Origin of the sequence: Candidatus Planktophila sp. (genome assembly GCF_044232745.1) — a bacterium.
Taxonomy (GTDB): domain Bacteria; phylum Actinomycetota; class Actinomycetes; order Nanopelagicales; family Nanopelagicaceae; genus Planktophila.
This window is the reverse complement of record NZ_JBIILI010000002.1, coordinates 1-23879: the sequence shown is the minus strand read 5'-3', so window position 1 is coordinate 23879 and position 23879 is coordinate 1. Positions and strand designations below refer to the sequence as shown.

The following is a 23879-nucleotide window of genomic DNA, read 5'->3' as shown; positions in this document are numbered from 1 at the left end:
TGGCTACTCAGTAGGTGTTGGTGATGGAGTTACGAAAACAGTAACCGTTGGGATTGGTGTAACTCGTGGCTTAGCTGGAACCAAGGCATCTCCGGGGTTGGCATTAGGGCCACTAACGACAACTGCTACAACTCCGAGTGTTGAAAAATTTGTGTAGTAACGAATAGTCGCGGATTGAGCGACCGCGCCTGCAGAGTTATCTACTCCTGTTACATATCCCAGAGGAACGCCTGGAACAAAGGGACGATTTGCGATACTTCCGCGAGAAAGCAAAATATCGCCTTCCTTTACGGTGGTCGAATTATCCAACAATTGCAGGCTTGCAGAGCGAGTTCCGCGACCGCTCAGAATTCCTATTTGCTGGGTTCCTGAAATACGTGCGCCGATTCGAAAATTTGGATCGCTCGCTAATTGAATTAGCGCTGTATTTGGATAAACATCCTTAACAACACCAGCAATTCCGTATTGCGATAAAACCGTCATGTTCTTCTTAATTCCGGCATTTGTTCCGGAATCTATTGTGATTGTTTGAGAAAATGACTGGCTAGATCCATTGCTAATTACCTTAGCGTTAACAACTTTGTATCCTGCCGTACCGGCTAAATCCAAAATGCTCTTAAGCTGCTTTAGCTGAGCATCAGCATTTTTGCGATTTATCAGCTGTTGCTTCAAATTTGCGTTTTCCGCTTTCAATTTTTCGATTTGATTTCGGGTTCGCCCCAAATGAGTTACATCAGAAAAGAAGTCTTTAACTGGCGTTAGAACAACACTTCCTGCGCGTTGAAAGGGCGACATTATTGTTTGTGAACCCTGCTTGACATTATCGATGACCTTTACGCCACGTAAATCCAAGGTAATAAGGAACAAAGAGGTGACCATTAAAATCACCAACAACAAACGTGCGCGTCCACCATTACGCATTAAAGAAAGACCTTATCGACGAGGCTCGGAGATTAGAACCTTCTCAAGAGCTTCAAACTCTTCGATGCACTTTCCAGAACCTTCAGCAACGGCATCCAATGGACGCTCTGCAATGTGAATTGGCATTCCGGTTTCTTTGCGAAGGCGCTCATCAAGTCCCTTAAGAAGCGCACCGCCACCAGTAAGTACAATGCCGCGATCCATTAGATCTGAGGCAAGCTCTGGTGGAGTTTTATCAAGTGTGCTCTTTACTGCATTAACAATTGCATTGACAGGCTCTTCAAGTGCTTTACGAATTTCAGCAGCTGAAACAACGATTGTCTTTGGCAGACCTGTTGCTAAATCGCGACCGCGAATTTCAGCATCATTTTCTCCAGCAAGTGGGTACGCAGATCCGATTGCCATCTTGATCTCTTCAGCTGTGCGCTCTCCTAGAAGTAGCGAGAATTCACGCTTAACCCAGTTAATAATCGATTGATCTAGCTCATCGCCACCAACACGAATTGACAGTGAGGTAACGATTCCGCCCAATGAAATAACTGCAACTTCGGTAGTACCGCCACCAATATCTACAACCATGTTGCCTGTTGGCTCGTGAATTGGAAGTCCGGCACCAATTGCCGCTGCCATTGGCTCTTCAATGATGTACACCTTACGCGCACCTGCTGCATAACCAGCATCTTTAACCGCGCGTTGTTCCACACCTGTAATGCCTGATGGAACGCAAACAACAATACGTGGCTTAGCCAAATAACGACGACGGTGTACCTTTTGGATGAAGTAACGCAACATGCGTTCAGTTGTATCAAAGTCTGCGATCACACCATCTTTTAGCGGACGAATTGCAACGATGTTTCCAGGAGTACGTCCGATCATCTTCTTTGCCTCAATACCAACGGCAAGAATTCCACCCGTGTCTTGGTTTACAGCAACTACTGAAGGCTCGTTCAAAACAATGCCACGTCCGCGCACATAAACGAGCGTATTCGCTGTACCTAAGTCAACGGCCATATCGCGACCGATGAAGGACATTCTGCTTCCTTGTGACATTTTTACTCCTTGTACTTTTTTTGAGCGGGGAATTAATTCTTAGGAAAGAAAATTTGAATTTCACGTGCAGCTGATTCTGGAGAATCAGAGCCATGAACAATGTTTTGCACAACTTTGGTTCCTTGATCACGAGCAAGGTCGCCACGGATAGTTCCGGGAGCAGCAACAGTTGGATCTGTTACACCAGCTAATGAACGGAAACCTTCGATGACGCGATTACCAGAGGCAACGATTGCAACGATTGGGCCAGACATCATGAACTCAACTAGCGGTTCATAAAATGGTTTTCCAACGTGCTCTGCGTAATGCTTTTCTAACAATGCGCGATCTGCTTGAAGCATGCGCAGAGAATCAATTGCATATCCTTTAGCTTCGATACGCGAAATAACTTCGCCCACTAAGCCGCGGGCAACGCCATCGGGCTTAACGAGGATAAGTGTCTTTTCTGTGCTCACCGCCCCAGTCTATTAGGGTTTTTTAGGACCCGCAGCCAGCAAGGCAGCGCGAGCAGCCTCACCCTTGCGTCCCACCACGATGGCGGCCACCCACAGACCAATCAAGACCACCCCAATAATGAAGAAGGATGGCTCAACAAATCCAAAGCCGATCATCGCTACTTGCATGAGCGAACCAAATACAAATCCACCAGGTCGGCGAACAAGACCAGCGGCAACAAAGAGCAAGAATGAGACCGCACAACCATAAATAATTGCAGCATTTGAAGCATCTTTCATAGCAAGCAGGATTGCAAAACCCATTGTCATGCTTTCAGCAATTAAGACCGATGCTCCAAGAATTTTCACTTCGCGAACTTCTTTCGCAGATATGTACGAGCTTCCCCAACTGTGACGACAGATCCGGTCACAAGAATCCCAACTGTGTCTTCACTCAGTGGACGCACAGCATCACCAACTGCTCTATCTAGAGCTGCCTCTAAATTTGAAACTTCAAAAACACGATCTGCTCCAAAAATTTTGGAGGCAATCTTTTCTAATTCGCCAGCTGGCATGGCGCGTGATGAGGAACTTTGGGTAACAATGACATGATCAACAATTTGTTCTAGTTCTTGGAATATTCCTGTTGCATCTTTATCCCCAAAGACACCAACAACGGCGATGATTTCATCAAAGTTGAATTCGTTTAACAATGTCTCGGCCAACGCCTTTGCCCCATGTGGATTATGCGCAGCATCCAAAATCACAGTTGGCTCGCGATGTACGACTTCACAGCGCCCAGGAGATGTCACTGCAGCAAAGCCGGCCCTGACGGCATCGATGTCCAAGGGTTGATCCCCAAAGAAGGCTTCGACAGCGACTAAAGCCGATGCCGCATTTGCTGCTTGATGGCGACCATGCAGTGGCAAAAAGATTTCATCGTAAGTGTCATGAATACCTTGGATCGTCAACAACTGACCACCTACCGCAACTGCGCGTGATGCAACTGAGTATTCAACGCCTTCGCGCACTACATCTGCGCCTACTTCTGCCGCCTTTCGGATTAACTCTTTGGCAGCCTCTGGCTCTTGCTGAGCAAGCACGACAAAGCCACCTTCTTTGATAATCCCTGCTTTAGTTGAAGCAATCTCGTGCAATGTATTGCCCAAGTACTCCATGTGGTCAAAACCAATAGGCATCAATACAGAAACATCGGCTTCAACGACATTGGTTGCATCCCATTCTCCGCCCATGCCCACTTCAATAACCCCAACATCAACAGGGTGTTCGGCAAATGCTGCAAAAGCTAAAGCAGTAATCGCTTCAAAAAATGAGATCGGATGTTCAAACTTTGTGTCCACTAAATCAAGGTATGCAGCAATGTCGTTATAAGAAAAAATTAATTCCTTCGGATCAATTGGCTGACCATTAATCGCAATGCGTTCGCGATAGGTTTCAAGATGCGGGCTAGTAAATCGTCCCGTGCGCAAACCATGGGCAAAGAGCAATGAATCAATCATGCGTGAGGTCGTTGTCTTACCGTTGGTTCCACCAATATGAATCGTTGGATATGTTAATTGTGGCGATCCCAATAAATCTACTAGGGCTGCAATTCGTTCGGTTGTTGGTGCAATACGAGTTTCTGGCCAACGTGCAAGCAAGGCTTGCTCAATAGCATCTATGCGCTCTTGATCATCAGGTGAAATCATCATGCTTGGGGTAATCCTGCAAGTGCCGCTGTAATACGTTCGATATCCGCAGTGGTCTTTTCAAGTCGTTCTCTAATTTCAACAACAACATCTGCAGGTGCTTTTGCCATAAAGCCTTGGTTACTCAGCTTAACTTCTGCTGTTTGCTTGTCTTTTGTCGCTGTTATCAAATCCTTTTCAAGACGTGCTCGCTCTGCCACAACATCAATTGATCCAGTTAGATCAAATTCAATGGTTACTCCAGCTGCTTCACACTTTGCACTGGGTGTTATATCCCCCAGTTCCATCCGCACAACAAAAGCAACAGCAGATGCATAATCTGCGATTTCGCCCTTTGCAACAATGCGTCCCGGAATCTTTAGTGAACTCTTGATTCCTTGATCATTGCGGAAACGACGAACCTCGGTGATGACTTCTTGCAGCTGGGAAACAAGTTTCTCTGCCTGCTTATCAACATGACCAGCGTTAGCTTTTGGCCACTCAGCTACAACAAGAGACTCTCCCCCAGTAAAGGTCGTCCACATGTGCTCTGTAATAAATGGCATCACCGGATGCATTAAGCGGAATAACTGATCCAGGACATGACCCAGTACGCGCTTCGTGCCTTCAGCGTTTCCTGAAGCAAATGCTTCTTTTGAAAGTTCCAAGTACCAGTCGCACAAGTCATCCCAGGCAAAGTGGTACATCAATTCACAAGCTCGTGAAAATTCATACTTTTCTAAAAGATCAGTTGTTTCTTTAACGGTTTCAGATAAACGACTAAGGATCCACTTGTCGATTGCATTAAGCGAATCCACTGCAGGCAGCTCACCCGAAACTGTTGCTCCATTCATCATTGCAAAGCGCGTTGCGTTCCACAGTTTGGTTGCAAAGTTACGTGAACCACCGATCCAGTCTTCGGCCAACGCCTGATCTGTACCTGGATTTGCACCGCGTGCCAAGGTAAAGCGCAACGCATCAGCTCCGTACTTGTCCATAAATTCAATTGGATCAACAACGTTTCCACGGCTCTTTGACATCTTTTTGCCAAATTGATCGCGCACTAAACCATGCAGCATGATTGTTTTAAATGGTGCAACGCCATCCATTGCAAATGTTGACATCATCATCATGCGTACAACCCAGAAGAACAAGATGTCATAACCGGTAACAAGCACTGATGTGGGATAGAACTTTGCTAAATCTGCAGATTTTTCTGGCCACCCAAATGTAGAAAATGCCCATTGCCCAGATGAAAACCAGGTATCTAAAACATCTGGATCCTGTGTCCAACCAGCAGGTGCCTTTTCATCAGGACCAACAACTTGTACTTCACCGTTTGGTCCATACCAAACTGGAATTCGGTGACCCCACCACAGCTGTCGAGAAATACACCAGTCGTGCATGTTGTCGACCCAGTCAAAATATCGAGGAGCAAGTGCTTCGGGTTCGATTTTTACTTCGCCATTGCGTACAGCATCTGCTGATGCCTTAGCCATCGGTGCAACCTTTACAAACCACTGCTTTGATAAACGTGGTTCAACGGTTATATCGCAACGAGAACAATGTCCAACAGCATGCATATAGGGACGCTTTTCAGCAACTACGCGTCCCATTTCCTTTAACTTCGCAACCACGGCTATACGTGCATCAAAGCGATCCATTCCATCAAACTCTGTACCGGTTCCATCCATGACTGCGTGCTCATTCATGATCACAACAAAGGGAACGTTGTGGCGCATCGCCATCTCAAAGTCATTGGGGTCATGTGCGGCTGTAACTTTTACAGCGCCAGTTCCAAAATCAGGATCTACTAATTCATCAGCAATAATCGGAATCATTCGGTTAACTAAAGGCAGTAAAACTTCGGTGCCCACCATGTGTTTGTATCGAGGATCATCTGGGTGCACGGCAACTGCGCCATCTCCCAGCATTGTTTCAGCTCGAGTTGTTGCAATCACGATGCTCTGTTCACCTTCGCCATAACGAATCTGAACGAATTCACCTGCATCATCACTGTGTTCTACTTCGATATCTGACAACGCTGTTAGGCAACGAGGACACCAGTTGATAATTCTTTCGGCACGATAAATAAGCCCTGCGTCATACATGCGCTTAAAGATTGCCACGACGGCCTTGGACATTCCTTCATCCATAGTAAAACGTTCGCGAGACCAATCAACTGAAGATCCTAAACGTTTCATCTGTTCGAGAATCGCGCCGCCTGATTCTTCTTTCCATTGCCAGACTTTCTTAACAAATTCATCGCGTCCAAGATCATGACGTGATTTACCATCTGCCGCTAATTGTTTTTCAACAACATTTTGAGTTGCGATACCAGCGTGATCCATTCCGGGTAACCACAAAACTTCAAACCCTTGCATGCGCTTCATGCGCGATAGACAATCCTGCAATGTTTGATCTAGTGCGTGACCGATGTGTAAAACACCGGTGACATTGGGTGGCGGTAAAACTATAGAAAATGCTGGCTTGTTTGATGTTGCATCAGCTGTGAAATATCCCGCCGCCATCCACTTTTGATACAGCGGAGACTCAATCTCGTTTGGCGAGAAGGATGAGGCTAGTTCACGGCTTGAAGACATAGTGCGCAGTCTAGATTATGCGCTCTTCTCCTCTGCACCTTTTGGTGCTCGTGAGCGCTTTGGGCCAGTGTGATGTACCAATGTTGGCGCTCCACCAGATGTGATGCATTCCTTGGTGATAATCACCTTTTCTACATCTGTACGGCTTGGAACGTCATACATAACTGTGAGAAGTACAGATTCCATGATCGCGCGAAGTCCGCGTGCGCCTGTGCCGCGTTCTTGTGCAAGATCTGCAATTGCAAGCAATGCTTCCTCATCAAATGTGAGTTCGACATGATCCAGGTCAAAGAGACGTTGATACTGCTTAACAAGTGCGTTCTTCGGTTCTGTCAGGATCTGCATTAAGGCAGGCTTATCAAGGTTTTCAACACTAGTTAATACAGGCAAACGGCCAATGAATTCGGGAATCATTCCAAACTTCAAAAGATCTTCAGGCATTACATCAGCAAAAATGTCTTTGCGGTTCTTATCTGATGCATCTTGCAAAGTTGCATTAAAGCCAACACCCGATTTTCCAATACGACTTTCGATAATTTTTTCGAGGCCAGAAAATGCCCCACCAACAATGAACAACACATTTGTGGTATCAATCTGAATAAATTCTTGATGTGGGTGCTTGCGACCGCCCTGTGGTGGTACTGATGCAACAGTTCCTTCAAGAATTTTTAGCAATGCTTGCTGAACGCCTTCACCTGAAACGTCGCGAGTAATCGATGGGTTTTCAGATTTGCGTGCCACCTTATCGATTTCATCGATGTAGATAATTCCAGTCTCAGCTTTTTTCACATCGTAATCTGCTGCTTGCAGCAGCTTAAGCAAAATGTTTTCAACATCTTCACCGACATATCCCGCTTCGGTCAGCGCGGTCGCATCGGCAATTGCAAATGGAACATTGAGCATGCGAGCTAATGTCTGGGCCATAAGTGTCTTGCCGCAACCAGTTGGTCCAAGCATCAAAATATTTGACTTCGCTAATTCAATAGCGCCATCGCCCTTTGATTCACCACTTTGTACACGCTTGTAATGGTTGTAGACGGCAACAGAGAGAGACTTCTTTGCGCGATCTTGTCCGATTACATATTGATCTAAAAATTCAAAGATTGCTTGTGGTTTTGGAAGTTCAGCTAGGCCAAGTGAGGCCGCTTCGCTGAGCTCTTCAACAATGATTTCATTACAGAGCTCGATACATTCATCGCAAATATAAACGCCAGGACCGGCAATGAGCTTTTTAACTTGCTTCTGGGTTTTGCCGCAGAAGGAGCACTTCAGCAGATCGCTTGTTTCACCGATTCTTGTCATGGCTGAATTTTACGTTCTTACGCGAATTTGTGCTGGGGTTTTTGCGCTTACTTGTGTTCGCCGTGAGAATAATCAGTGTCGATTTCCTTCTTTGGCATCTTCATATCCTTGACGCCCGGAACCCCAAGGATCGCAAAGCTAATGAGCACATGAAAGATTGATGCACCGATCAGCAACTCTTTTTCGCCAAACAATGCAACGGCTGGTCCAATTAGTGCCATGCCTAGTGGCATTAACCCGGCCGAACCCATGTGATCAATAGAAAAGACTCGGCCCTGCAAATGTTGTGGAACTTCTCTTTGCACTGCAGAAGACCACCACGCTTCCCACGGTCCAACTGAAAATCCTGCAAGCAAATATGCGACAACTATAAATGTGCCTGACACAGGAAATGCCAACGAAAGTGGAGCGATGATGATGAACATCCACACAAAAATTGAAACGTAACCTTCGTGCTTTACCTTGATCTTGATGCACAGCAGCGCTGAAATAATGCTGCCGACTGAAAAGGCGGCGGCGGCCAATGCAAAGGGAGTGTTTGAATCAAATTCGCGGCGACTAATTACTGGAAGCAAGACAGTTTCGGCGGCAATAACAACCATTAACTGAACTGAAACCATCAAGATGAAAGCACCAATCCAGGGAATATCTCGCACAGTGCGTAAGCCTTCGCGAAGTTCCGTTAAAAACGGTTCTCGTTCGCGCTTATCGCCGTTGATATCTTCTTTAATTTTAGAGAGAAAGTAAGTTCCTAATACAAAGGCAACAGCTGTAAAAATAAAGGTAAACCTAGCCCCAACCAAGAACACAGATGCGCCACCTATGCCGGGGCCAACGATTGATGCACCTTTGACCACAATATTTCGCCCAACATTTGCTGCTGGAAGTTTTTCATCAGGAACAAGACTTGGGATTATTGCACCCGCTGCAGCAGCACCAAATGCATCACCAGCGCCCATAAAGAAAACAGCCAATCCCAATAAAACATGAGGCATTGTTGGAGTCGAAACAAAAATCATTGAAACAACCAGTGCTGATCTAAATAAATCCGCGCCGATCATGACATTTCTGCGAGGCAACCTGTCAGCCCACACGCCAGCAAACGGTGCAAAAACAACTCCAGATAAAACACGTGCACCAAGGATTAGCCCTAAGGATGTTGCTGTTCCGCCTGCATCAAGAACAGCAACTGCCAGTGCAATTGGAAATGCAGATGCACCTAATACGAATATTGTGTTTGAAAACCAAAAGAACCGGTATCCCTTGTATGACCAAAGGGAACCCGGCTCAAATAGTTTCACTTAAATGTATAGAAGAATTACTTCTTAGCCTTACGTGAAGCAAGAACTTGATCGATGATTCCGTACTCAACAGCTTCGACTGCTGTAAGAATCTTGTCGCGTTCGATATCTTTACGAATTTCTTCGGAAGACTTAACCACATGGCGTGACAACAAGTCTTCTTGCAAACGTGTGATGCGATCGATTTCGCGAGCTTGGATTTCAATATCCGATGCCTGACCGCCACCTTCTGATGATGGTTGGTGAATCAAGATACGTGAATGTTCTAGTGCATAACGCTTGCCCTTTGCGCCACCAGCAAGAATTACCGCTGCTGCAGATGCTGCTTGGCCCAAGCAAATTGTGCTGATATCTGGGCGTACAAATTGCATAGTGTCATAAATGGCAGTTAGCGCTGTAAATGATCCACCAGGTGAGTTGATGTAAATCATGATGTCGCGATCTGGATCCATAGATTCCAAAGTCAACAACTGTGCCATTACATCGTTTGCAACTGTGTCATCAATTGGCTGACCCATGAAAATGATGCGCTCTTCAAATAATTTTGTATACGGATCTTGACGCTTGTATCCATAGGCTGTCTTTTCTTCAACAGTTGGAAGAACGTAGCGTGCGTTAATTTCTTGGAATGTCATTACGCTTTCCCTCCAGTGATTTGTCCCAGTGAAGTAACAACATGATCAACAAAGCCATAATCTTTTGCATCACTTGCGTTAAACCAGTTGTCGCGATCAGAGTCTGCAAGAATTTTTTCTAGAGTCTGACCAGTGTGCAAAGCATTGAGCTCGGAAAGAGTCTGCTTTGTAATAGCCATCTGTTCGGCCTGAATACGAATATCAATCGCATTTCCGCCAATTCCACCCAGTGGTTGGTGCATCAAAATGCGAGAGCTCTTAGTTGCATAGCGCTTGCCCTTGGCACCTGATGTCAGCAGGAATTGACCCATTGAAGCGGCCATTCCAAAGGTAACTGTTGAAACATCATTAGGGATCAACTGCATCGTGTCGTAGATCGCCATACCTGCGGTTACAGAACCACCAGGTGAGTTGATGTACATGAAAATATCTTTCTTCGCATCAAGTGATGACAGAAGAAGCAACTGAGCACAGACCATATTGGCCATGTCATCGCGGACTTCACCGGACATGAAAACAATTCGCTCTTCAAGCAGGCGGTTGTAAATCTGGTCCTTCATCTTGCTGTCTGTGTCCACGTCTATTGCCTCCTGTATTTTTACCTGTAGTGACCTTAACAATTAAGAAGGCAAAATGCTTCCCGATTACGAGAAATACATGCGTGAACTGCGTCGTGTTCGCTGTAGGCGGAGAGCCCAGACCCTAAAAACTGAGAAGAATGGAATTAAGCCTCTTCAACTAGATCTGCAGGATTTACCTTTGGGGCAAGCGCTTCGAGGTCAATGACATTGCCTGATGCATCCTTAACGGTGATTCGACCCAGTACAGATGCCAAAGCTTTGGCGCGAGTTACCTCGGCGACTAATTGCTGAATCTGTCCAGCCTTCTGAAGTTCTTCTGCAAACTGCTGCGGTGCCATTCCATAACGCTGTGAAGTGCGAACCAAGTACTCGGTCAATTCAATCTCGGTAACCTGAACTTCTTCAGAAGAAACAATCGCATCGAGCAAGAAATCTGACTTCAGAGACGAGCGAACCTGGCCATCAACCTCGGCACGGTGCTCTGCATCTTCCAAGCGCCCTTCACCTTCAAGGTGATCATTTACCTCTAGTTCAACAAGTTTATCTGGGACTGGAATTTCATTATCTGCAAGTAGTTTTTCAACTAGGCGGTCACGAGCTTGTGCGCCTTGTTCCATCTTCTTGACGCGCTCTAGACGAGTAACAAAATCTGCCTTTAATTCTGCAAGTGTGTCGAATTCTGAAGCAAGCTTTGCGAATGCATCATCAACTGGTGGAAGTTCGCGCTCTTTAACTGCCTTTACTGTCGCAGTTACTTCGCCCTTTTCGCCTTCTTGTTGACCAACTAGCTGTGTTTCAAATGTCTTTACATCTCCGGCCTTCATGCCGATTAGCTTTTCATCAAGACCATCAATCATCTTGTCTGAACCAACTTCGTAAGAGATGTCATTAGCTTGTCCGCCATCAACCTCTTTGCCATCAATAAATGCGGTCATATCTAGAGTGGTGAAGTCACCATCCTTAACTTCGCGTTCTACTGTTGTCAGTGTTCCAAAACGTGTACGCAATGATTCGATCTGCTCTTCAACATCTTCATCTGCAACAACCACATCATCAACTTCGATTGTGATCTTTGAGAAATCAGGCAAGACAACTTCTGGGCGAACATCTACTTCGACGGTGAATACAAGCTTGTCGTTATCTACAAACTCTTTTACATCGACTTCTGGGCGTCCAATGACTGCAACTGAGTGCTCACGTGCAGCTTGACCGTAGAACTCTGGAAGAGCTGTGTTGATTGCTTCGTCGATCACTGTTCCGCGACCTACGCGCTGATCGATCATTGATGCAGGAATTTTTCCCTTACGGAATCCAGGAATGTTTACCGATGCAGCAACCTTTTTGTAAGCGTTAGCTACATGTGATTCAAGCTCAGCGTAAGCAACTTCAACATCAAGACGAACACGAGTTGGAGATAGAACTTCGACTGAACTTTTCACTAATTACTCCTATAGGGATTGAAGAAGAACCGAGACAAACTGGTCGGGGCGGGGAGATTCGAACTCCCGATCTCCTGCTCCCAAAGCAGGCGCGCTAGCCACTACGCTACGCCCCGAGGCGCAAAGCAGGAGTCTAAACCAGATTTCGTACTCTGATTACCGACCCAGTACCTTTAGCCCCTAAGCACCCGCGGGTGTAGCTCAATGGTAGAGCCCCAGCCTTCCAAGCTGGCCATGCCGGTTCGATCCCGGTCACCCGCTCCAGTTTGTTTACCCGATAGATCCGACCTTGTTTATGAGGGCTCGGCCACTGAAATACACAGTGCTCGTTCCTGCTCCTATTTGAATTGTTACTCGTATGGCAAAACTTGTTCCTGTCGTGACTGAAGCGGCTGCTCCGATAATGTGAAATCCGTACTGGCGCCCCGCTGACTTATTTGCATAAGTTATCGCATCACTAGCAACCACATATTGCGACGCAATTGCTGATGACCCAATAATTATTTCGGCATTCAATTTGTAATCAACTCCCGTTTGAACGATGCCGGCTACCGATACATCGAATATGTAGTTTCCATCTGAGGTTGCTGTAAAAAAGATTGAAGAATTAAAATTTCCAGTAATGGACGTTTCTAGGGAAATGTTCGGGACACTTGCAAACTTAGAAATTGAAATACCTGCGGTGCCTGTTGCTCCTGTATCACCTTGTATTCCCTGAATCCCTTGCAGACCGCTTGCGCCATCTAATCCAGCTGCACCATCTATGCCTGTTGCGCCTGTTGCGCCTGTTGCGCCTGTTGCGCCAGTTGCACCAGTGTCACCTTGTATTCCTTGTACACCAGCAGTTCCCACATCACCTTGAATACCTTGTGCACCTGCGGATCCTGTTTCACCTTGAATACCTTGCGCACCATTTGTTCCAGATGTTCCTGTATCACCTTTGATTCCTTGAATGCCTTGCATACCAGTTGCACCGTCTACACCAGCTGCACCATCTACACCTGCAGTGCCTGTTATTCCTGTGTCACCTTGAATTCCTTGTACACCTGTAGTTCCTGTGTCACCTTGAATACCTTGCACACCAGTTGATCCATCTAATCCAGCTGCGCCTTGAATACCTTGCGCACCATTTGTTCCAGATGTTCCTGTGTCACCTTGAATACCTTGTAGACCAGTTGCACCAGTTGATCCATCTAATCCGGCGGCACCTTGAATACCTTGCGCACCATTTGTTCCAGATGTTCCTGCATCGCCTTGAATTCCTTGTATTCCTTGCAGACCAGTTGCACCATCGATACCTGTTGCACCTTGAATACCTTGCGCACCAGCTGCACCATCTACACCTGCTGCACCAGTTGATCCATCTAATCCGGCGGCACCTTGAATACCTTGCGCACCATTTGTTCCAGATGTTCCTGTATCGCCTTGAATACCTTGCAGACCCGTTGCACCATCGATACCTGTTGCACCTTGAACACCTTGCGCACCATTTGTTCCAGACGTTCCGGTATCACCTTGTATTCCTTGTATTCCTTGTACACCTGCAGATCCTGTTTCGCCTTGAATACCTTGCGCACCACTTGCGCCATCTAATCCAGCTGCACCTTGAATTCCTTGTACACCTGCAGATCCTGTTTCGCCTTGAATACCTTGCACGCCAGCTGCGCCATCAACACCTGCTGCACCAGTTGCACCAGCAGTTCCTATGCCACCTTGTATTCCTTGCGCACCATTTGTTCCAGATGTTCCTGCATCGCCTTGAATTCCTTGCGCACCACTTGCGCCATCTAATCCAGCTGCACCTTGAATTCCTTGTACACCTGCAGATCCTGCATCACCTTGTATCCCTTGTATTCCTTGTATTCCTTGTATTCCAGTATTTCCAACATCACCTTGTATTCCTTGTACACCTGTAGTTCCTGCGTCACCTTGAATACCTTGCACGCCGGTTGCGCCTGTAAATCCAATGTCACCTCTTGGTCCTGTTGCGCCATTGGTACCAGTTGTTCCCGCTGTTCCCACATCGCCTTGTATTCCTTGAATTCCTGCTGCACCTGTTAATCCTGTTAATCCTGTATCGCCCCTAGAACCGCTCGCACCAGTTGCACCGCTCGCACCAGTTGCACCGCTCGATCCTGGTGAACCTGTTGCACCGACTGCACCAACTGCACCAACTGCACCACTCGATCCTGGTGAACCTGTTGCACCGGCTGGACCAACAGCACCTGACAAGCCTGTAGAACCGGTTGCACCAGTACTTCCTGTTGCGCCTTTATCGCCTTTTTCTCCTTGTGCACCTTTATCGCCAACTGCGCCGACTTCACCAACTGTTGTTGTTACCGATTTTATTTCTGATTGTTTTAGCGAAGTTGAATTTTTCCAAGAGCCATTTACTTTTGGTCCGTACAAAACTAAGTTTTTTGTATCTATGTAAAAATCACCATTGATACCAACTGTTTTTGCCGGAACACCGACCCCATTCAAAATGGTGTTCACAACTGTTGTAGTTACTCGGCCAGCAGCCTTGATAGTTGTCTTTGGAGCAGCAATAGCTGACGGAATCATCGCTAGTGTTACTGCCATACACATTGCTATTAGGGATTTGCTGCTTTTCATGGCACACCTTTTCTATTGGGGAAAAATAAGTCTGAACCTGTGAAAAACATGGGCGAATAAGGCAAGCCCAAGGGGATTTACGCGCAGATGAATGGATTCCCCTACAAACCACGGGGTAATTCTCTGATGGTGTTTTCAGGTTGGTTTGCTATCTTCCACAGCATGAACCTGTTTGGTACAGGTAGTGGTTGACGAGGGGTCAATGACACGCATTACAAACGAGAGGACATGAATATGTCATCAAAGAAAAGAATTGCAGCAGTTGCAATAACAATTGCAGCACTGTCACTTGGTTCCATCGGAGTTGCATCAGCACATGACAAGGGATCTGCAAAGAGCGCTGCCAAGTCTGCAGCACACGATGCAAATCACGCAGCCAACAAAGCTGCACATGATGCAGCACATGTCGCTAGAGAAGCATTAGTAGCAACAACTATTGGTGTGGACGCAGCAACTATCAAGACTCGTCTTGCAGCTGGTGAAACATTGGCAGCTATTGCAGGTGCGAAGAAAGATGCATTGGTCGTAGCACTAGTAGGTTTCGAGACTAAGGAAATTGATGCTCGCGTCACAGCAGGCACAATGACTGCAGCTCAAGCAACTGCTAAGAAGGCTGGATTAACCGAGCATGTAACTGCAAAGGTAAATGAAGTTCGCGGCAAGGGAATGGGTCCAAAGGGCGACAAAGGTCCAAAGGGCGAGAAAGGTCATAAGGGTGACAAGGGTCATCGTGGAGACAAAGGTCCTAAGGGTCCTCGTCCATAGGTAACAATTTCTTCCTAAAGGGATAGGAAAACCCGCCACGTGAGCAATCACTTGGCGGGTTTTTCTTTGCCCATGGCAAGATGCACTCATGCGCATTCATATCGGTAGTGATCATGCTGGGTTAGAACTAAAAGCTGCTCTCGTTGAATATTTGCAGAGCAAAGGCCACGAGGTTAAAGACCATGGACCGCACCAATACGACGCAGTCGATGATTACCCAGACTTTTGTATTCCAGCCGCGATTGCAACTGTTGCAGATCCGACATCTCTTGGAATTGTTTTAGGTGGTTCAGGAAATGGCGAACAAATCGCGGCAAATAAAGTCAAAGGTGTTCGCGCAGTCCTTGCCTGGAGCGTAGAAACCGCCAAGTTAGGTCGCGATCACAACAATGCAAATGTAGTTGGAATTGGCGGTCGCATGCATTCAATTGAAGATTGCAAGTCGATTATCGATGCCTTTATAGAAACACCCTTTTCAAATGACGATCGTCATGTGCGCAGAATTAACAAGATTGCTAAATATGAAAATGAAGGTTCGCTTTAAACCTTTGTATACAACATGTCGTTAACGGCATGATCCTTATCAATACCCTGTCCTTCAAAACGTGTCACGGGACGCCAATCGGGTTTATCAATTACTCCCCCAGTAAATAATGACAAAGAGGCAAATACTTCTTTAATACTTTCTGCATACGGAACCCAGTCAGTTGCAATGTGAATGAACCCTCCATCTTTAAGCTTTGGGTGTATCAACTGCAAGAAACCTTCATTAACAATTCGGCGCTTGTTGTGTTTCTTCTTTGGCCAAGGATCTGGAAAGTACAAATGAATTCCATCTAAGGACCTATCAGCAATCATGTGCTGCATAACAACATGCACATCATCTTCAATAACTTTCAAGTTAGTTAGTTCATTTTCAACTATTCGAGCTAACAATTTGCCAATACCGGGTGGGTGAACATCGACGGCGATGTATCCATTGTTAGGGTGATTTTTGGCAATGATCGCCGTGGCCTCACCCATTCCAAAACCGATTTCCATGATTACTGCATCGCTGGTCGGGAAAATCTGCTTAAGATCAATTATTTCTTGCTTAAATTCAATTCCGTGTACCGCTTGCAGGGCTGTCTTTGCTTCTCGTTGGGCATCGGTAATGCGAGATCCGCGGATGCTGTAACTGCGTACCGATGGGCGTTCCATGGGGTAACTCTGTCATGGTTGGATTAGAACCTACAAAACACCAAAGGAGCAACAAGTGCCAGGTCTGAATTTGAGCCGTGCTGAAGCAAAAGATCGTGCGGATCACCTATATGTAAATAGCTACGTAGTAACCCTTGATGTCACAAAGGGTGAAGAGACTTTTTACGCAAAGTCTGAAGTTTCATTTACATGTAATAAGCCCGGCTATTCAACATTTATTGATGCTGTTGGTCGCTCAGTTATCAGCGCAACTCTCAATGGTGTTGCAGTTGATACCAGCAACTTCGATGGCGAATCTATCTTCATTACTAACCTTGCAGCAGAAAACCTACTGGTTATTGAAATCGAGGCAGAGTATTCAAAATCTGGCGAAGGCCTGCAGCGCTCTGTTGATCCATCTGATGGCGAGATCTACTTGTACTCACAAGGTGAAACCGCCCATATCCGCAACATGTTCCCTTGTTTTGATCAGCCATCACTAAAGGCAACATTTTCCTTAACAGTTACAACACCTGGCCACTGGGAAGCGGTTTCAAACAACCCAGTTGAATCAAAGGTTGCAAAGGGTGATTTCGTTGAATGGAAGTTCACCACTACTCCGCGCATCACAACCTATTTAGATTGCCTTGTTGCAGGACCGTATTCACATGTTCATGATGTGTACAAGGGTCAAAAAGAGATCCCACTAGGCATTTATTGCCGCAAATCGATGATGCAGTACTTAGATCCAGAAGATATTTTCTTGGTAACCAAGCAAGGCTTTGAATACTTTGAAAAGACTTTCGGTTTGGCATATCCATTTGAAAAGTACGATCAAATCGCTGTTGTTGACTTCAACTTTGGCGCTATGGAAAACGCTGGCGCAGTTACCTTCCGCGAAGATGTCTTGGTATTCCGCAGTCACATGCCCGATAAGGCTTACCTGTCACGTGCAAACACAATCCTGCACGAAATGGCACACATGTGGTTTGGTGACTTTGTCACAATGTCATGGTGGGATGATCTTTGGCTTAATGAATCATTTGCCGAATGGTCTTCATACTTGGCTTTGTCAGAAGCAACACGTTTTAAGGGTGCATGGTCTGAGTTTAACTCTGCTCGCAAAAACTGGGCCTACCGTCAAGATCAGCTCTCTTCAACCCACCCAATCATCGCCGACATGGTCGATATGGAAGCGGTCAATGCAAACTTTGATGGAATCACCTATGCAAAGGGTGCATCTGTTTTGCATCAGCTAGTTGCACACGTGGGACGTCCACAATTTATTGCTGGTCTACAAAAATACTTTGCAAAGCATGCCTGGGGTAATACAACTTTGGATGACTTGCTCGTTGAACTTGAGGCAGCAAGTGGTCGCACACTTGATCCTTGGGTAAGTACATGGCTGCAAACAGCAGGCGTAAACACTTTACGTCCAGTTTTAGATATTGCTGGCGACACCTACAAGACCATCACAATTTCGCAGGAAGCTCCCATTGTTCCTGCAGAATCTAAAGAATTGCGCCCGCATCGCTTAGCTGTTGGTCTATACGACATCAGTGGTGACTCACTGAAGCTTCGCAAATCTCTCGAACTAGATGTTGTTGGGGCATCAACAGTTGTCGCCGATCTTGCGGGCGAAAAAGTTGCCGATCTGTTGCTTATCAATGATCGAGATCTGTCATATGCCAAGCTTCGTTTTGATGATCGTTCAATTGCGACCCTGAAAACTCATCTTGGAAAATTTGATGATGCCCTTGCTCGCGCTCTATGTTGGGCAGCAATCTGGGATATGCATCGTGATGCTGAAATTTCATCGGCAGACTACATCGAGATAGCACTAAACGGCCTTGCAGGCGAAACAGATGATGCAATCGTCAATATTGTTCTATCTCAATTAACAACTTCTGTCGAGGCATACACAAAGGAAGCAAACTTAAATGCTTATCGTGAAAAGTTAGCTGATGGATTATGGGCACTAACAAACAGTTGCGCTCCAGCAAGTGATCTACAGCTTTTGATTTCTCGTGCCTTTGCAATCAATGCTCAGACCGAAGCTCAAACAGCAAACATCAGAGCATTGCTAAACGGCAGTGCATCAGGGTTAAAGGTTGATGCCGATCTTCGTTGGTACTTCCTTATTGCTCTCACCGAGCGCGGTGCTACAACTAAGGCCGAACTAGATGCCGAACTTGCTAAGGACAACACAACCACCGGCAACCTGGCATATGAAACTTGCTTAGCAGCGATGCCAACAAGTGATGCAAAGGCATATGCCTTTAACAAGGGACTCGATGCCGAGGCCGCAACCTCAGTGCGCTCCGCAATAGTTGCAGGATTCCAACGCCCGATTCAGCGAAAGCTACTCGAGCCATTTGTGGATTTGTACTTTGATAACTTAATTACAGTCTGGGAATCTCGTTCTTATGAACCAGCAGCGAAGTTTGTTACTGGTTTTTATCCATCATGGGTTGTAAAACAATCAACAGTGGACACGACAAATGCTTGGCTAGCTGGTGCAGGAAAAGATTCACCTGCAGTGCTGCGAAAGCTTGTTAAAGAATCTCAGGATGGCTTAATTAGAGCGCTTAAGGTTCAAGCACTAGATAAGTAATTCGGTAAAGCAATTACTCGATTTCAGTAATTGCCGATGACTTCTTCTGTCGTGTTGCAGTCCCAGCATACGTAAGCACTGAGATCACTACAAACAATGCTGTCGGAATTACCAAAAAAGTAACAATGGTTTCTAGAACAGATAAACCTGGAGCCGATGTTGCTGGACCTTCGAATATAGTCATGGCGTAAGTGTAAATTACTTATGCAGTTGCTGCTGCCACTCCAAATGGCTGCAAATACGGTAACCATCTGTGATCTGTGCGACCTGTTCCTAAAATTCTCCAGGCTGCGCCCACTGGTTCGCGAGGCAAAGTACGCAAACGCCAGCCAAGTTCTTTTAAGTGTTTGTCAGCTTTAACATGATTGCACTTGTGACATGCAGAAACCACATTTTCCCAATTGTGGCCACCGCCACGACTACGTGGAATCACGTGATCAATCGATGTCGCGGGTGCTGCGCAGTAAACACATCGGCCGCCATCACGAGCAAAAATTGCCCTGCGAGACAACGGAACAGAATGTCGATAAGGAATACGAACAAATTTTGTTAACCGAACAACTGCAGGCAATGAAACTTGGCCACCAGCGAATCGTAAAATTTCGCCAGAATCTTCAACCATTACAGCTCGGTGATTTAAGACAAGGATCAGCGCGCGACGATCTGTTATGACACCCAACGGTTCGTAGGTGGCGTTTAAGACAAGTGTGCGCGACATATATCGCTCCCGATCTAGCGCCTGGCTGGCACCGATTGGTTTATCTTGCACCAAAACACCCGACCTCGTGGGTATTTGAATGGGGCTTTTAGGTAAAGATTTGGATAAAGTCTTGCCATTATGAGCGACTCTATGCGTAACTTCCTCGAATGGATGGCCGGGACTCCCCTGCGCATCCTGATCATCCTTGTAGGGGCTGCCTTCATTCAGTATTTCGGCTCTCGCGCAATTACGCGTGCGATGAATAAATTAGCTTCTGCCGATTTAGTCCTAGGGCCACGCAACATTGTTGCTCGCCAAAAAGAACGAGCAAGCACAATTGGTGGAGTTTTAACTGCAACACTAAAGAGTGCAGCATGGATCATCGCCGTTGGAATGGCATTGGGCGAATTTGGATTTGATTTAGGACCACTTATTGCATCTGCCGGAATCGTTGGAGTTGCCTTAGGTCTTGGTGCACAAACTCTGGTCCGCGATATTTTGTCCGGAATCTTTATGTTAATCGAAGATCAATACGGAGTTGGCGACACTGTAGATGTACTAGAAATTGAAGGTGTTGTTGAAAAAGTCGGATTGCGTGTCACAACAGTTAGAGATGGTCAAGGAACATTGTGGTACTTACGCAATGGTGAAATCCTAAAAGTTGGAAATCAATCTCAATCTGGTTGATTAACCATCGAATTCGCGGCCATCTCACAATAGCTCCACAACTCTGTTTTTAAATCGTCAGTAATTTCTACGCCATCAATCGCAGCACGCATGGCATTCAGCCAGGCATCACGTGCCGCAGTATTAATTGCAAACTGAGCATGGCGCATCCGAAGTCGTGGATGTCCGCGATTTTCCTGGTAAGTATCAGGTCCGCCCCAATACTGTTCTAAAAACCATTGCAGACGTTGGGCTGCACCTTGCAAATCGTTTTCTGGATACATCGGACGCAAGATGGGGTCCGTCGCAACAATTGCATAAAACTGAGATACCAAATCAGCAAAAAACTTTTCGCCGCCAACTTGTTCGTAGAAATTACTCATCTGAACCCAGTCTAAGCGAAGCAACTCCAAGCAGTGACACAGGAATAGCTGCCGCTAAGCAAAGCCAGCCATAACTCAAAGTCCCGATGATTACACCTGCTAACGCTCCCCCGCCGGCACCTGCAAGGTTCATTACTAAATCACTGGCACCTTGTGATGAAGCGCGAAATTCTGTTTCTACACTTTCAGAAAGGTATGCCGAACCTGCAATCAGGGTGCAGGACCAGCCAAGCCCAAGCAAAAATAAACCAACTCCCAAAGTGTAAGCATCATCGGCATGTGCTTTGCCTGAAACTATTGTCGAGAGCAAAAGAATAATTAAGCCAATCTGAATAATGCGTACTCTGCCAAGTCGATCGCTGAGAGACCCGACTAGCGGTGAAAATGCATACATTCCAAGAACGTGAACGCTAATAACCAAACCAATAATGGTAAGAGACACATCTACATGAGCCATGTGAACAGGGGTCATAACCATTACCGAAACCATTGCGACATGGCCAATAGCAATGGACATGATTGCAAATAAAGCCTTTGGATTGTGGCGTATGTGTTTCAGTGCCTTCTTCGTAGAACCCTTTTCTTTGCTTGTGACTGAATCTTTATTTGCAAGCAAATATGGATCAGGTCGCAAGAAAATGGTAATTACTACCGCAGCTAAGGCCAATGTTGTTGCAGAAATTAAATAGGGGCCAACAAGGCGGGGTAAGTTAAAAAACTCTGCCAAGTTTCCTGCTGGTTCCATTAAATTTGGTCCCGTAACAGCACCAATTGTGGAACCCCACACAACAAAAGAAAGTTGCTTTGCTCTAGTTTCATTACTGGCTAAATCAATTGCAGCAAATCGTGCTTGATACCCTGCAGCTGCCGCAGCACCCACTAGAAATGTTCCCATCAACATCAAAACTAGATTTCGATGCGCGCCACCAAGAATTGCTAACACCGAACCCACAACACCAGAAAAATACCCAACCGATAGCGCTAAGCGACGTCCACCTTTTGAGGTTAAGCGTGCAAGGGGCAACGCAAGCGCAGCTGCACCTAAGACCGCACTAGTTTGCGCAAGGCCCGCTAGGGTTTCTGAATCAGTGATCGATGAGACAAGAAGTGAGCCTGCAGCAACGGTTCCGGCAACACCAACACCGCTTAAAACCTGTGCTGCAGCCAAGGTCCTTACGACCCTGTGCTGCACCATAGTGTTCGGCATTATGGAATTAAACGAACCCAAACAGCGGTATCTGTTGGCAATGTGTGACCTGTTACGGGACCACTTGCAATCAAAATTTGGCTATTGCTTGGCAACTGTATTGGTGCACCGAAGTTGATGTAGCACGCGAAATCTCCAGGGCGTTCAAAGGCAACAACATCTTTGCCAGCTTCAATCCATTCCATTGGGCCATCGCCTAAGCCGGCTTCAGCCTTGCGGATCGCAAGTGCTTCGCGATACATAGTTAATGTTGAACCTTCAACACCATCTTGAGTATCAACTGCATACTTGCCCATCCAAGATGATTGTGGCAACCAGGTCTCATTTAATGTCAATGAATCATTAGTTGAAAAACCAAATCCACCCTTTGGATCTGCGGACCAAGGCAATGGAACACGGCAACCGTCGCGACCACGATCTAAGTAACCACTCATCTTCCAGCGTGGATCAGTTAAACGATCTTCAGGAAGATCGCGAACTTCAGGCAAGGCAAGTTCTTCACCTTGATACAAATATGTTCCACCAGGCAAGGCCAATGTCATCAAGGTTGCACTGCGTGCACGCAATGTACCGCGAGCAATGTTTAGCTTCTTTGGATCACCTTGACGTGAAAAAGTAGTATCTCCGTGATTTGTTAAGCCAAGATCCAAACGATCCACCGAACGCACAACATCGTGGTTGTTAAATACCCACGAAGTAGGTGCGCCAACTTCTGCTAACGCTTCGATTGAGTTATCAATCTTTGTGCGAATTTGTTTCGCATCCCACAAGGTGGTGAGCATTTCAAAGTTAAATGAGTTCTGAAGTTCATCTGGGCGTACATATCGCGCAATGCGTGAAGCTGGACTTACCCACGCTTCAGCAACTGCCATGCGATCCCCTGGATATGAATCAAAGATTTTGCGCCATGAGCGGTAAATATCATGAACACCTTCTTGATCCCAGAACGGCTTGTGTTCTGTGCCGAGCATTGATGCCGTTGGATCAATTCGAATATCTGGCAGACCTTCTTCTTTGATCATTCCGTGTGCAACATCGATCCGGAAGCCATCAACGCCACGGTCTAACCAAAATTTCAAAACATCTTCTAGGTGCTCTCTGACTTCAGGATTTTCCCAATTGAGATCAGGCTGTTCAATTGCAAAAAGGTGTAAGTACCACTGCCCCGGTGTTCCGTCGGCTTCGATGACTCGTTCCCATGCTGGTCCGCCGAAAACAGCTTCCCAGTTGTTAGGAGGTAAATCTCCATTTTCACCTTTGCCATCGCGGAACATATAACGCTCACGCTCTGCTGAACCAGGCTTTGCCGCTAACGCTTGTTGAAACCATTTGTGATCACTTGATGTGTGGTTAGGAACAATGTCCACAATAAATTTGATTCCAAAATCATGTGTTTCTTTAATCAGTTGTTCTGCTTGAGCCAAGGTTCCATAAGCAGGTTCGATATCCATGTAATCAGATACATCATAGCCATGATCGTGTTGCGGTGATGGATACCAAGGAGAAATCCAAATTGCATCAATACCCAAAGACTTTAAATATGGAAGACGAGAACGAATACCTTCGACATCACCGATGCCATCGCCATTTGCATCGGCAAATGAACGTGGATAGATCTGATACGTAACTGCGTCTCTCCACCATGGGCGTTCTTCACGTGATGCTAGCTGTGCCATCGTTAGTTCTCCAGATATTTGTTAAGGAAGTCGCGCTCCGCATCATTGAGGGGCCGTGACTTTTTAGTATCCATGGAAACAGTAACCTGAACAGTCTTAACAACTGCCACAAGTTCATC

22 protein-coding genes and 2 tRNA genes are annotated in these 23879 nt (G+C 46.2%); 5 read left to right on the top strand and 19 right to left on the bottom strand.

Translation table 11 applies throughout. The annotated features are described in order from the left end of the window. Window positions 1-3: 3 nt before the first annotated feature. From mreC to AC9UGD_RS01695, 12 genes are all read right to left on the bottom strand, one after another. Entirely contained in the window at window positions 4-921 is a 918-nt protein-coding gene (mreC, locus tag AC9UGD_RS01750; RefSeq protein ID WP_509568668.1) for a rod shape-determining protein MreC, read from the bottom strand. A 12-nt stretch (window positions 922-933) separates the two neighbouring features. Further along, on the bottom strand, window positions 934-1971 hold the full coding sequence (locus AC9UGD_RS01745; protein ID WP_509568665.1) for a rod shape-determining protein: 1038 nt from the start codon (window positions 1969-1971) through the stop codon (window positions 934-936). 32 nt (window positions 1972-2003) lie between these two features. Next, the gene (gene ndk / locus AC9UGD_RS01740) at window positions 2004-2426 is read right to left on the bottom strand and encodes a nucleoside-diphosphate kinase (RefSeq protein ID WP_509568662.1); all 423 of its coding nucleotides are present in this window, start codon (window positions 2424-2426) and stop codon (window positions 2004-2006) included. Between the two features lie 12 nt (window positions 2427-2438). Then, window positions 2439-2774 (bottom strand): DUF4233 domain-containing protein, encoded by a 336-nt coding sequence (locus AC9UGD_RS01735; RefSeq protein WP_509568660.1) that lies wholly within the window; start codon window positions 2772-2774, stop codon window positions 2439-2441. After that, window positions 2771-4117, bottom strand: coding sequence for a bifunctional folylpolyglutamate synthase/dihydrofolate synthase (locus tag AC9UGD_RS01730; RefSeq protein ID WP_509568657.1), 1347 nt, complete (start codon window positions 4115-4117; stop codon window positions 2771-2773). Before AC9UGD_RS01730 ends, AC9UGD_RS01735 begins: the two co-directional genes overlap by 4 nt. Next, a complete protein-coding gene (locus AC9UGD_RS01725) occupies window positions 4114-6696 on the bottom strand; it encodes a valine--tRNA ligase (protein ID WP_509568654.1) in 2583 nt (860 codons plus the stop codon). The genes AC9UGD_RS01730 and AC9UGD_RS01725 overlap by 4 nt, the downstream gene beginning before the upstream one ends. 15 nt (window positions 6697-6711) lie before the next feature. Further along, window positions 6712-7998: an ATP-dependent Clp protease ATP-binding subunit ClpX gene (gene clpX, locus AC9UGD_RS01720; RefSeq protein ID WP_509568651.1), complete on the bottom strand. Its 1287-nt coding sequence runs from the start codon at window positions 7996-7998 to the stop codon at window positions 6712-6714. 47 nt (window positions 7999-8045) lie between these two features. Continuing rightward, window positions 8046-9299 (bottom strand): MFS transporter, encoded by a 1254-nt coding sequence (locus AC9UGD_RS01715; protein WP_509568648.1) that lies wholly within the window; start codon window positions 9297-9299, stop codon window positions 8046-8048. A 17-nt stretch (window positions 9300-9316) separates the two neighbouring features. Further along, window positions 9317-9934, bottom strand: a complete 618-nt coding sequence (locus AC9UGD_RS01710) for an ATP-dependent Clp protease proteolytic subunit (protein ID WP_509568646.1) — start codon at window positions 9932-9934, stop codon at window positions 9317-9319. After that, the gene (locus AC9UGD_RS01705; RefSeq protein WP_509569185.1) at window positions 9934-10530 is read right to left on the bottom strand and encodes an ATP-dependent Clp protease proteolytic subunit; all 597 of its coding nucleotides are present in this window, start codon (window positions 10528-10530) and stop codon (window positions 9934-9936) included. Before AC9UGD_RS01705 ends, AC9UGD_RS01710 begins: the two co-directional genes overlap by 1 nt. 128 nt (window positions 10531-10658) lie before the next feature. Further along, window positions 10659-11954 (bottom strand): trigger factor, encoded by a 1296-nt coding sequence (gene tig, locus AC9UGD_RS01700; protein WP_509568643.1) that lies wholly within the window; start codon window positions 11952-11954, stop codon window positions 10659-10661. Window positions 11955-11994: 40 nt separating this feature from the next. After that, window positions 11995-12070: transfer RNA gene (locus tag AC9UGD_RS01695), tRNA-Pro, on the bottom strand. 74 nt (window positions 12071-12144) lie between these two features. Between AC9UGD_RS01695 and AC9UGD_RS01690 the strand changes: the two genes are divergently transcribed. Beyond that, a tRNA-Gly gene (locus tag AC9UGD_RS01690) sits at window positions 12145-12218 on the top strand. A gap of 6 nt (window positions 12219-12224) precedes the next feature. Here the strand turns inward: AC9UGD_RS01690 and AC9UGD_RS01685 are convergent. Further along, on the bottom strand, window positions 12225-14537 hold the full coding sequence (locus AC9UGD_RS01685; RefSeq protein ID WP_509568640.1) for a beta strand repeat-containing protein: 2313 nt from the start codon (window positions 14535-14537) through the stop codon (window positions 12225-12227). 261 nt (window positions 14538-14798) lie between these two features. Here AC9UGD_RS01685 and AC9UGD_RS01680 point away from each other — a divergent pair, with 261 nt between their 5' ends. Further along, entirely contained in the window at window positions 14799-15335 is a 537-nt protein-coding gene (locus AC9UGD_RS01680) for a collagen-like triple helix repeat-containing protein (protein ID WP_509568637.1), read from the top strand. Between the two features lie 88 nt (window positions 15336-15423). After that, window positions 15424-15879, top strand: coding sequence for a ribose-5-phosphate isomerase (locus AC9UGD_RS01675; protein ID WP_509568634.1), 456 nt, complete (start codon window positions 15424-15426; stop codon window positions 15877-15879). On the opposite strand, the gene trmB is transcribed toward AC9UGD_RS01675, so the two are convergent. Beyond that, window positions 15876-16535, bottom strand: coding sequence for a tRNA (guanosine(46)-N7)-methyltransferase TrmB (gene trmB / locus AC9UGD_RS01670; RefSeq protein ID WP_509568631.1), 660 nt, complete (start codon window positions 16533-16535; stop codon window positions 15876-15878). The two genes, AC9UGD_RS01675 and trmB, sit on opposite strands and share 4 nt — an antisense overlap. 55 nt (window positions 16536-16590) lie before the next feature. Here trmB and pepN point away from each other — a divergent pair, with 55 nt between their 5' ends. Further along, window positions 16591-19128: an aminopeptidase N gene (gene pepN, locus AC9UGD_RS01665; protein ID WP_509568628.1), complete on the top strand. Its 2538-nt coding sequence runs from the start codon at window positions 16591-16593 to the stop codon at window positions 19126-19128. 13 nt (window positions 19129-19141) lie between these two features. Here pepN and AC9UGD_RS01660 read toward each other — a convergent pair whose 3' ends face one another. Together AC9UGD_RS01660 and AC9UGD_RS01655 are read right to left on the bottom strand one after the other, a co-directional pair. Next, window positions 19142-19312, bottom strand: coding sequence for a hypothetical protein (locus AC9UGD_RS01660; RefSeq protein ID WP_509568625.1), 171 nt, complete (start codon window positions 19310-19312; stop codon window positions 19142-19144). A gap of 18 nt (window positions 19313-19330) precedes the next feature. Then, a complete protein-coding gene (locus tag AC9UGD_RS01655; RefSeq protein ID WP_509569182.1) occupies window positions 19331-19846 on the bottom strand; it encodes an HNH endonuclease in 516 nt (171 codons plus the stop codon). A 120-nt stretch (window positions 19847-19966) separates the two neighbouring features. Here AC9UGD_RS01655 and AC9UGD_RS01650 point away from each other — a divergent pair, with 120 nt between their 5' ends. Continuing rightward, window positions 19967-20515: a mechanosensitive ion channel family protein gene (locus AC9UGD_RS01650; RefSeq protein ID WP_509568622.1), complete on the top strand. Its 549-nt coding sequence runs from the start codon at window positions 19967-19969 to the stop codon at window positions 20513-20515. Here AC9UGD_RS01650 and AC9UGD_RS01645 read toward each other — a convergent pair. From AC9UGD_RS01645 to AC9UGD_RS01635, 3 genes are read right to left on the bottom strand one after another with little or no spacing between them, the layout of a single operon-like run. After that, window positions 20503-20877: a globin gene (locus AC9UGD_RS01645; RefSeq protein WP_509568619.1), complete on the bottom strand. Its 375-nt coding sequence runs from the start codon at window positions 20875-20877 to the stop codon at window positions 20503-20505. The genes AC9UGD_RS01650 and AC9UGD_RS01645 overlap by 13 nt on opposite strands. Continuing rightward, window positions 20870-22045, bottom strand: coding sequence for an MFS transporter (locus AC9UGD_RS01640; protein ID WP_509568616.1), 1176 nt, complete (start codon window positions 22043-22045; stop codon window positions 20870-20872). The genes AC9UGD_RS01645 and AC9UGD_RS01640 overlap by 8 nt, the downstream gene beginning before the upstream one ends. A 38-nt stretch (window positions 22046-22083) precedes the next feature. After that, window positions 22084-23760: a glycoside hydrolase family 13 protein gene (locus tag AC9UGD_RS01635; protein ID WP_509568613.1), complete on the bottom strand. Its 1677-nt coding sequence runs from the start codon at window positions 23758-23760 to the stop codon at window positions 22084-22086. Window positions 23761-23879 lie beyond the last annotated feature (119 nt).

Coding starts and splice junctions, on each gene's coding strand:
- AC9UGD_RS01650 (WP_509568622.1), top strand. CDS start 19,967: ATGAGCGACTCTATGCGTAACTTCCTCGAATGGATGGCCGGGACTCCC.
- AC9UGD_RS01745 (WP_509568665.1), bottom strand. CDS start 1,971: ATGTCACAAGGAAGCAGAATGTCCTTCATCGGTCGCGATATGGCCGTT.
- AC9UGD_RS01710 (WP_509568646.1), bottom strand. CDS start 9,934: ATGACATTCCAAGAAATTAACGCACGCTACGTTCTTCCAACTGTTGAA.
- AC9UGD_RS01680 (WP_509568637.1), top strand. CDS start 14,799: ATGAATATGTCATCAAAGAAAAGAATTGCAGCAGTTGCAATAACAATT.
- trmB (WP_509568631.1), bottom strand. CDS start 16,535: ATGGAACGCCCATCGGTACGCAGTTACAGCATCCGCGGATCTCGCATT.
- AC9UGD_RS01660 (WP_509568625.1), bottom strand. CDS start 19,312: ATGACTATATTCGAAGGTCCAGCAACATCGGCTCCAGGTTTATCTGTT.
- AC9UGD_RS01645 (WP_509568619.1), bottom strand. CDS start 20,877: ATGAGTAATTTCTACGAACAAGTTGGCGGCGAAAAGTTTTTTGCTGAT.
- AC9UGD_RS01675 (WP_509568634.1), top strand. CDS start 15,424: ATGCGCATTCATATCGGTAGTGATCATGCTGGGTTAGAACTAAAAGCT.
- AC9UGD_RS01730 (WP_509568657.1), bottom strand. CDS start 4,117: ATGATGATTTCACCTGATGATCAAGAGCGCATAGATGCTATTGAGCAA.
- mreC (WP_509568668.1), bottom strand. CDS start 921: ATGCGTAATGGTGGACGCGCACGTTTGTTGTTGGTGATTTTAATGGTC.
- AC9UGD_RS01725 (WP_509568654.1), bottom strand. CDS start 6,696: ATGTCTTCAAGCCGTGAACTAGCCTCATCCTTCTCGCCAAACGAGATT.
- AC9UGD_RS01655 (WP_509569182.1), bottom strand. CDS start 19,846: ATGTCGCGCACACTTGTCTTAAACGCCACCTACGAACCGTTGGGTGTC.
- AC9UGD_RS01635 (WP_509568613.1), bottom strand. CDS start 23,760: ATGGCACAGCTAGCATCACGTGAAGAACGCCCATGGTGGAGAGACGCA.
- AC9UGD_RS01685 (WP_509568640.1), bottom strand. CDS start 14,537: ATGGCAGTAACACTAGCGATGATTCCGTCAGCTATTGCTGCTCCAAAG.
- clpX (WP_509568651.1), bottom strand. CDS start 7,998: ATGACAAGAATCGGTGAAACAAGCGATCTGCTGAAGTGCTCCTTCTGC.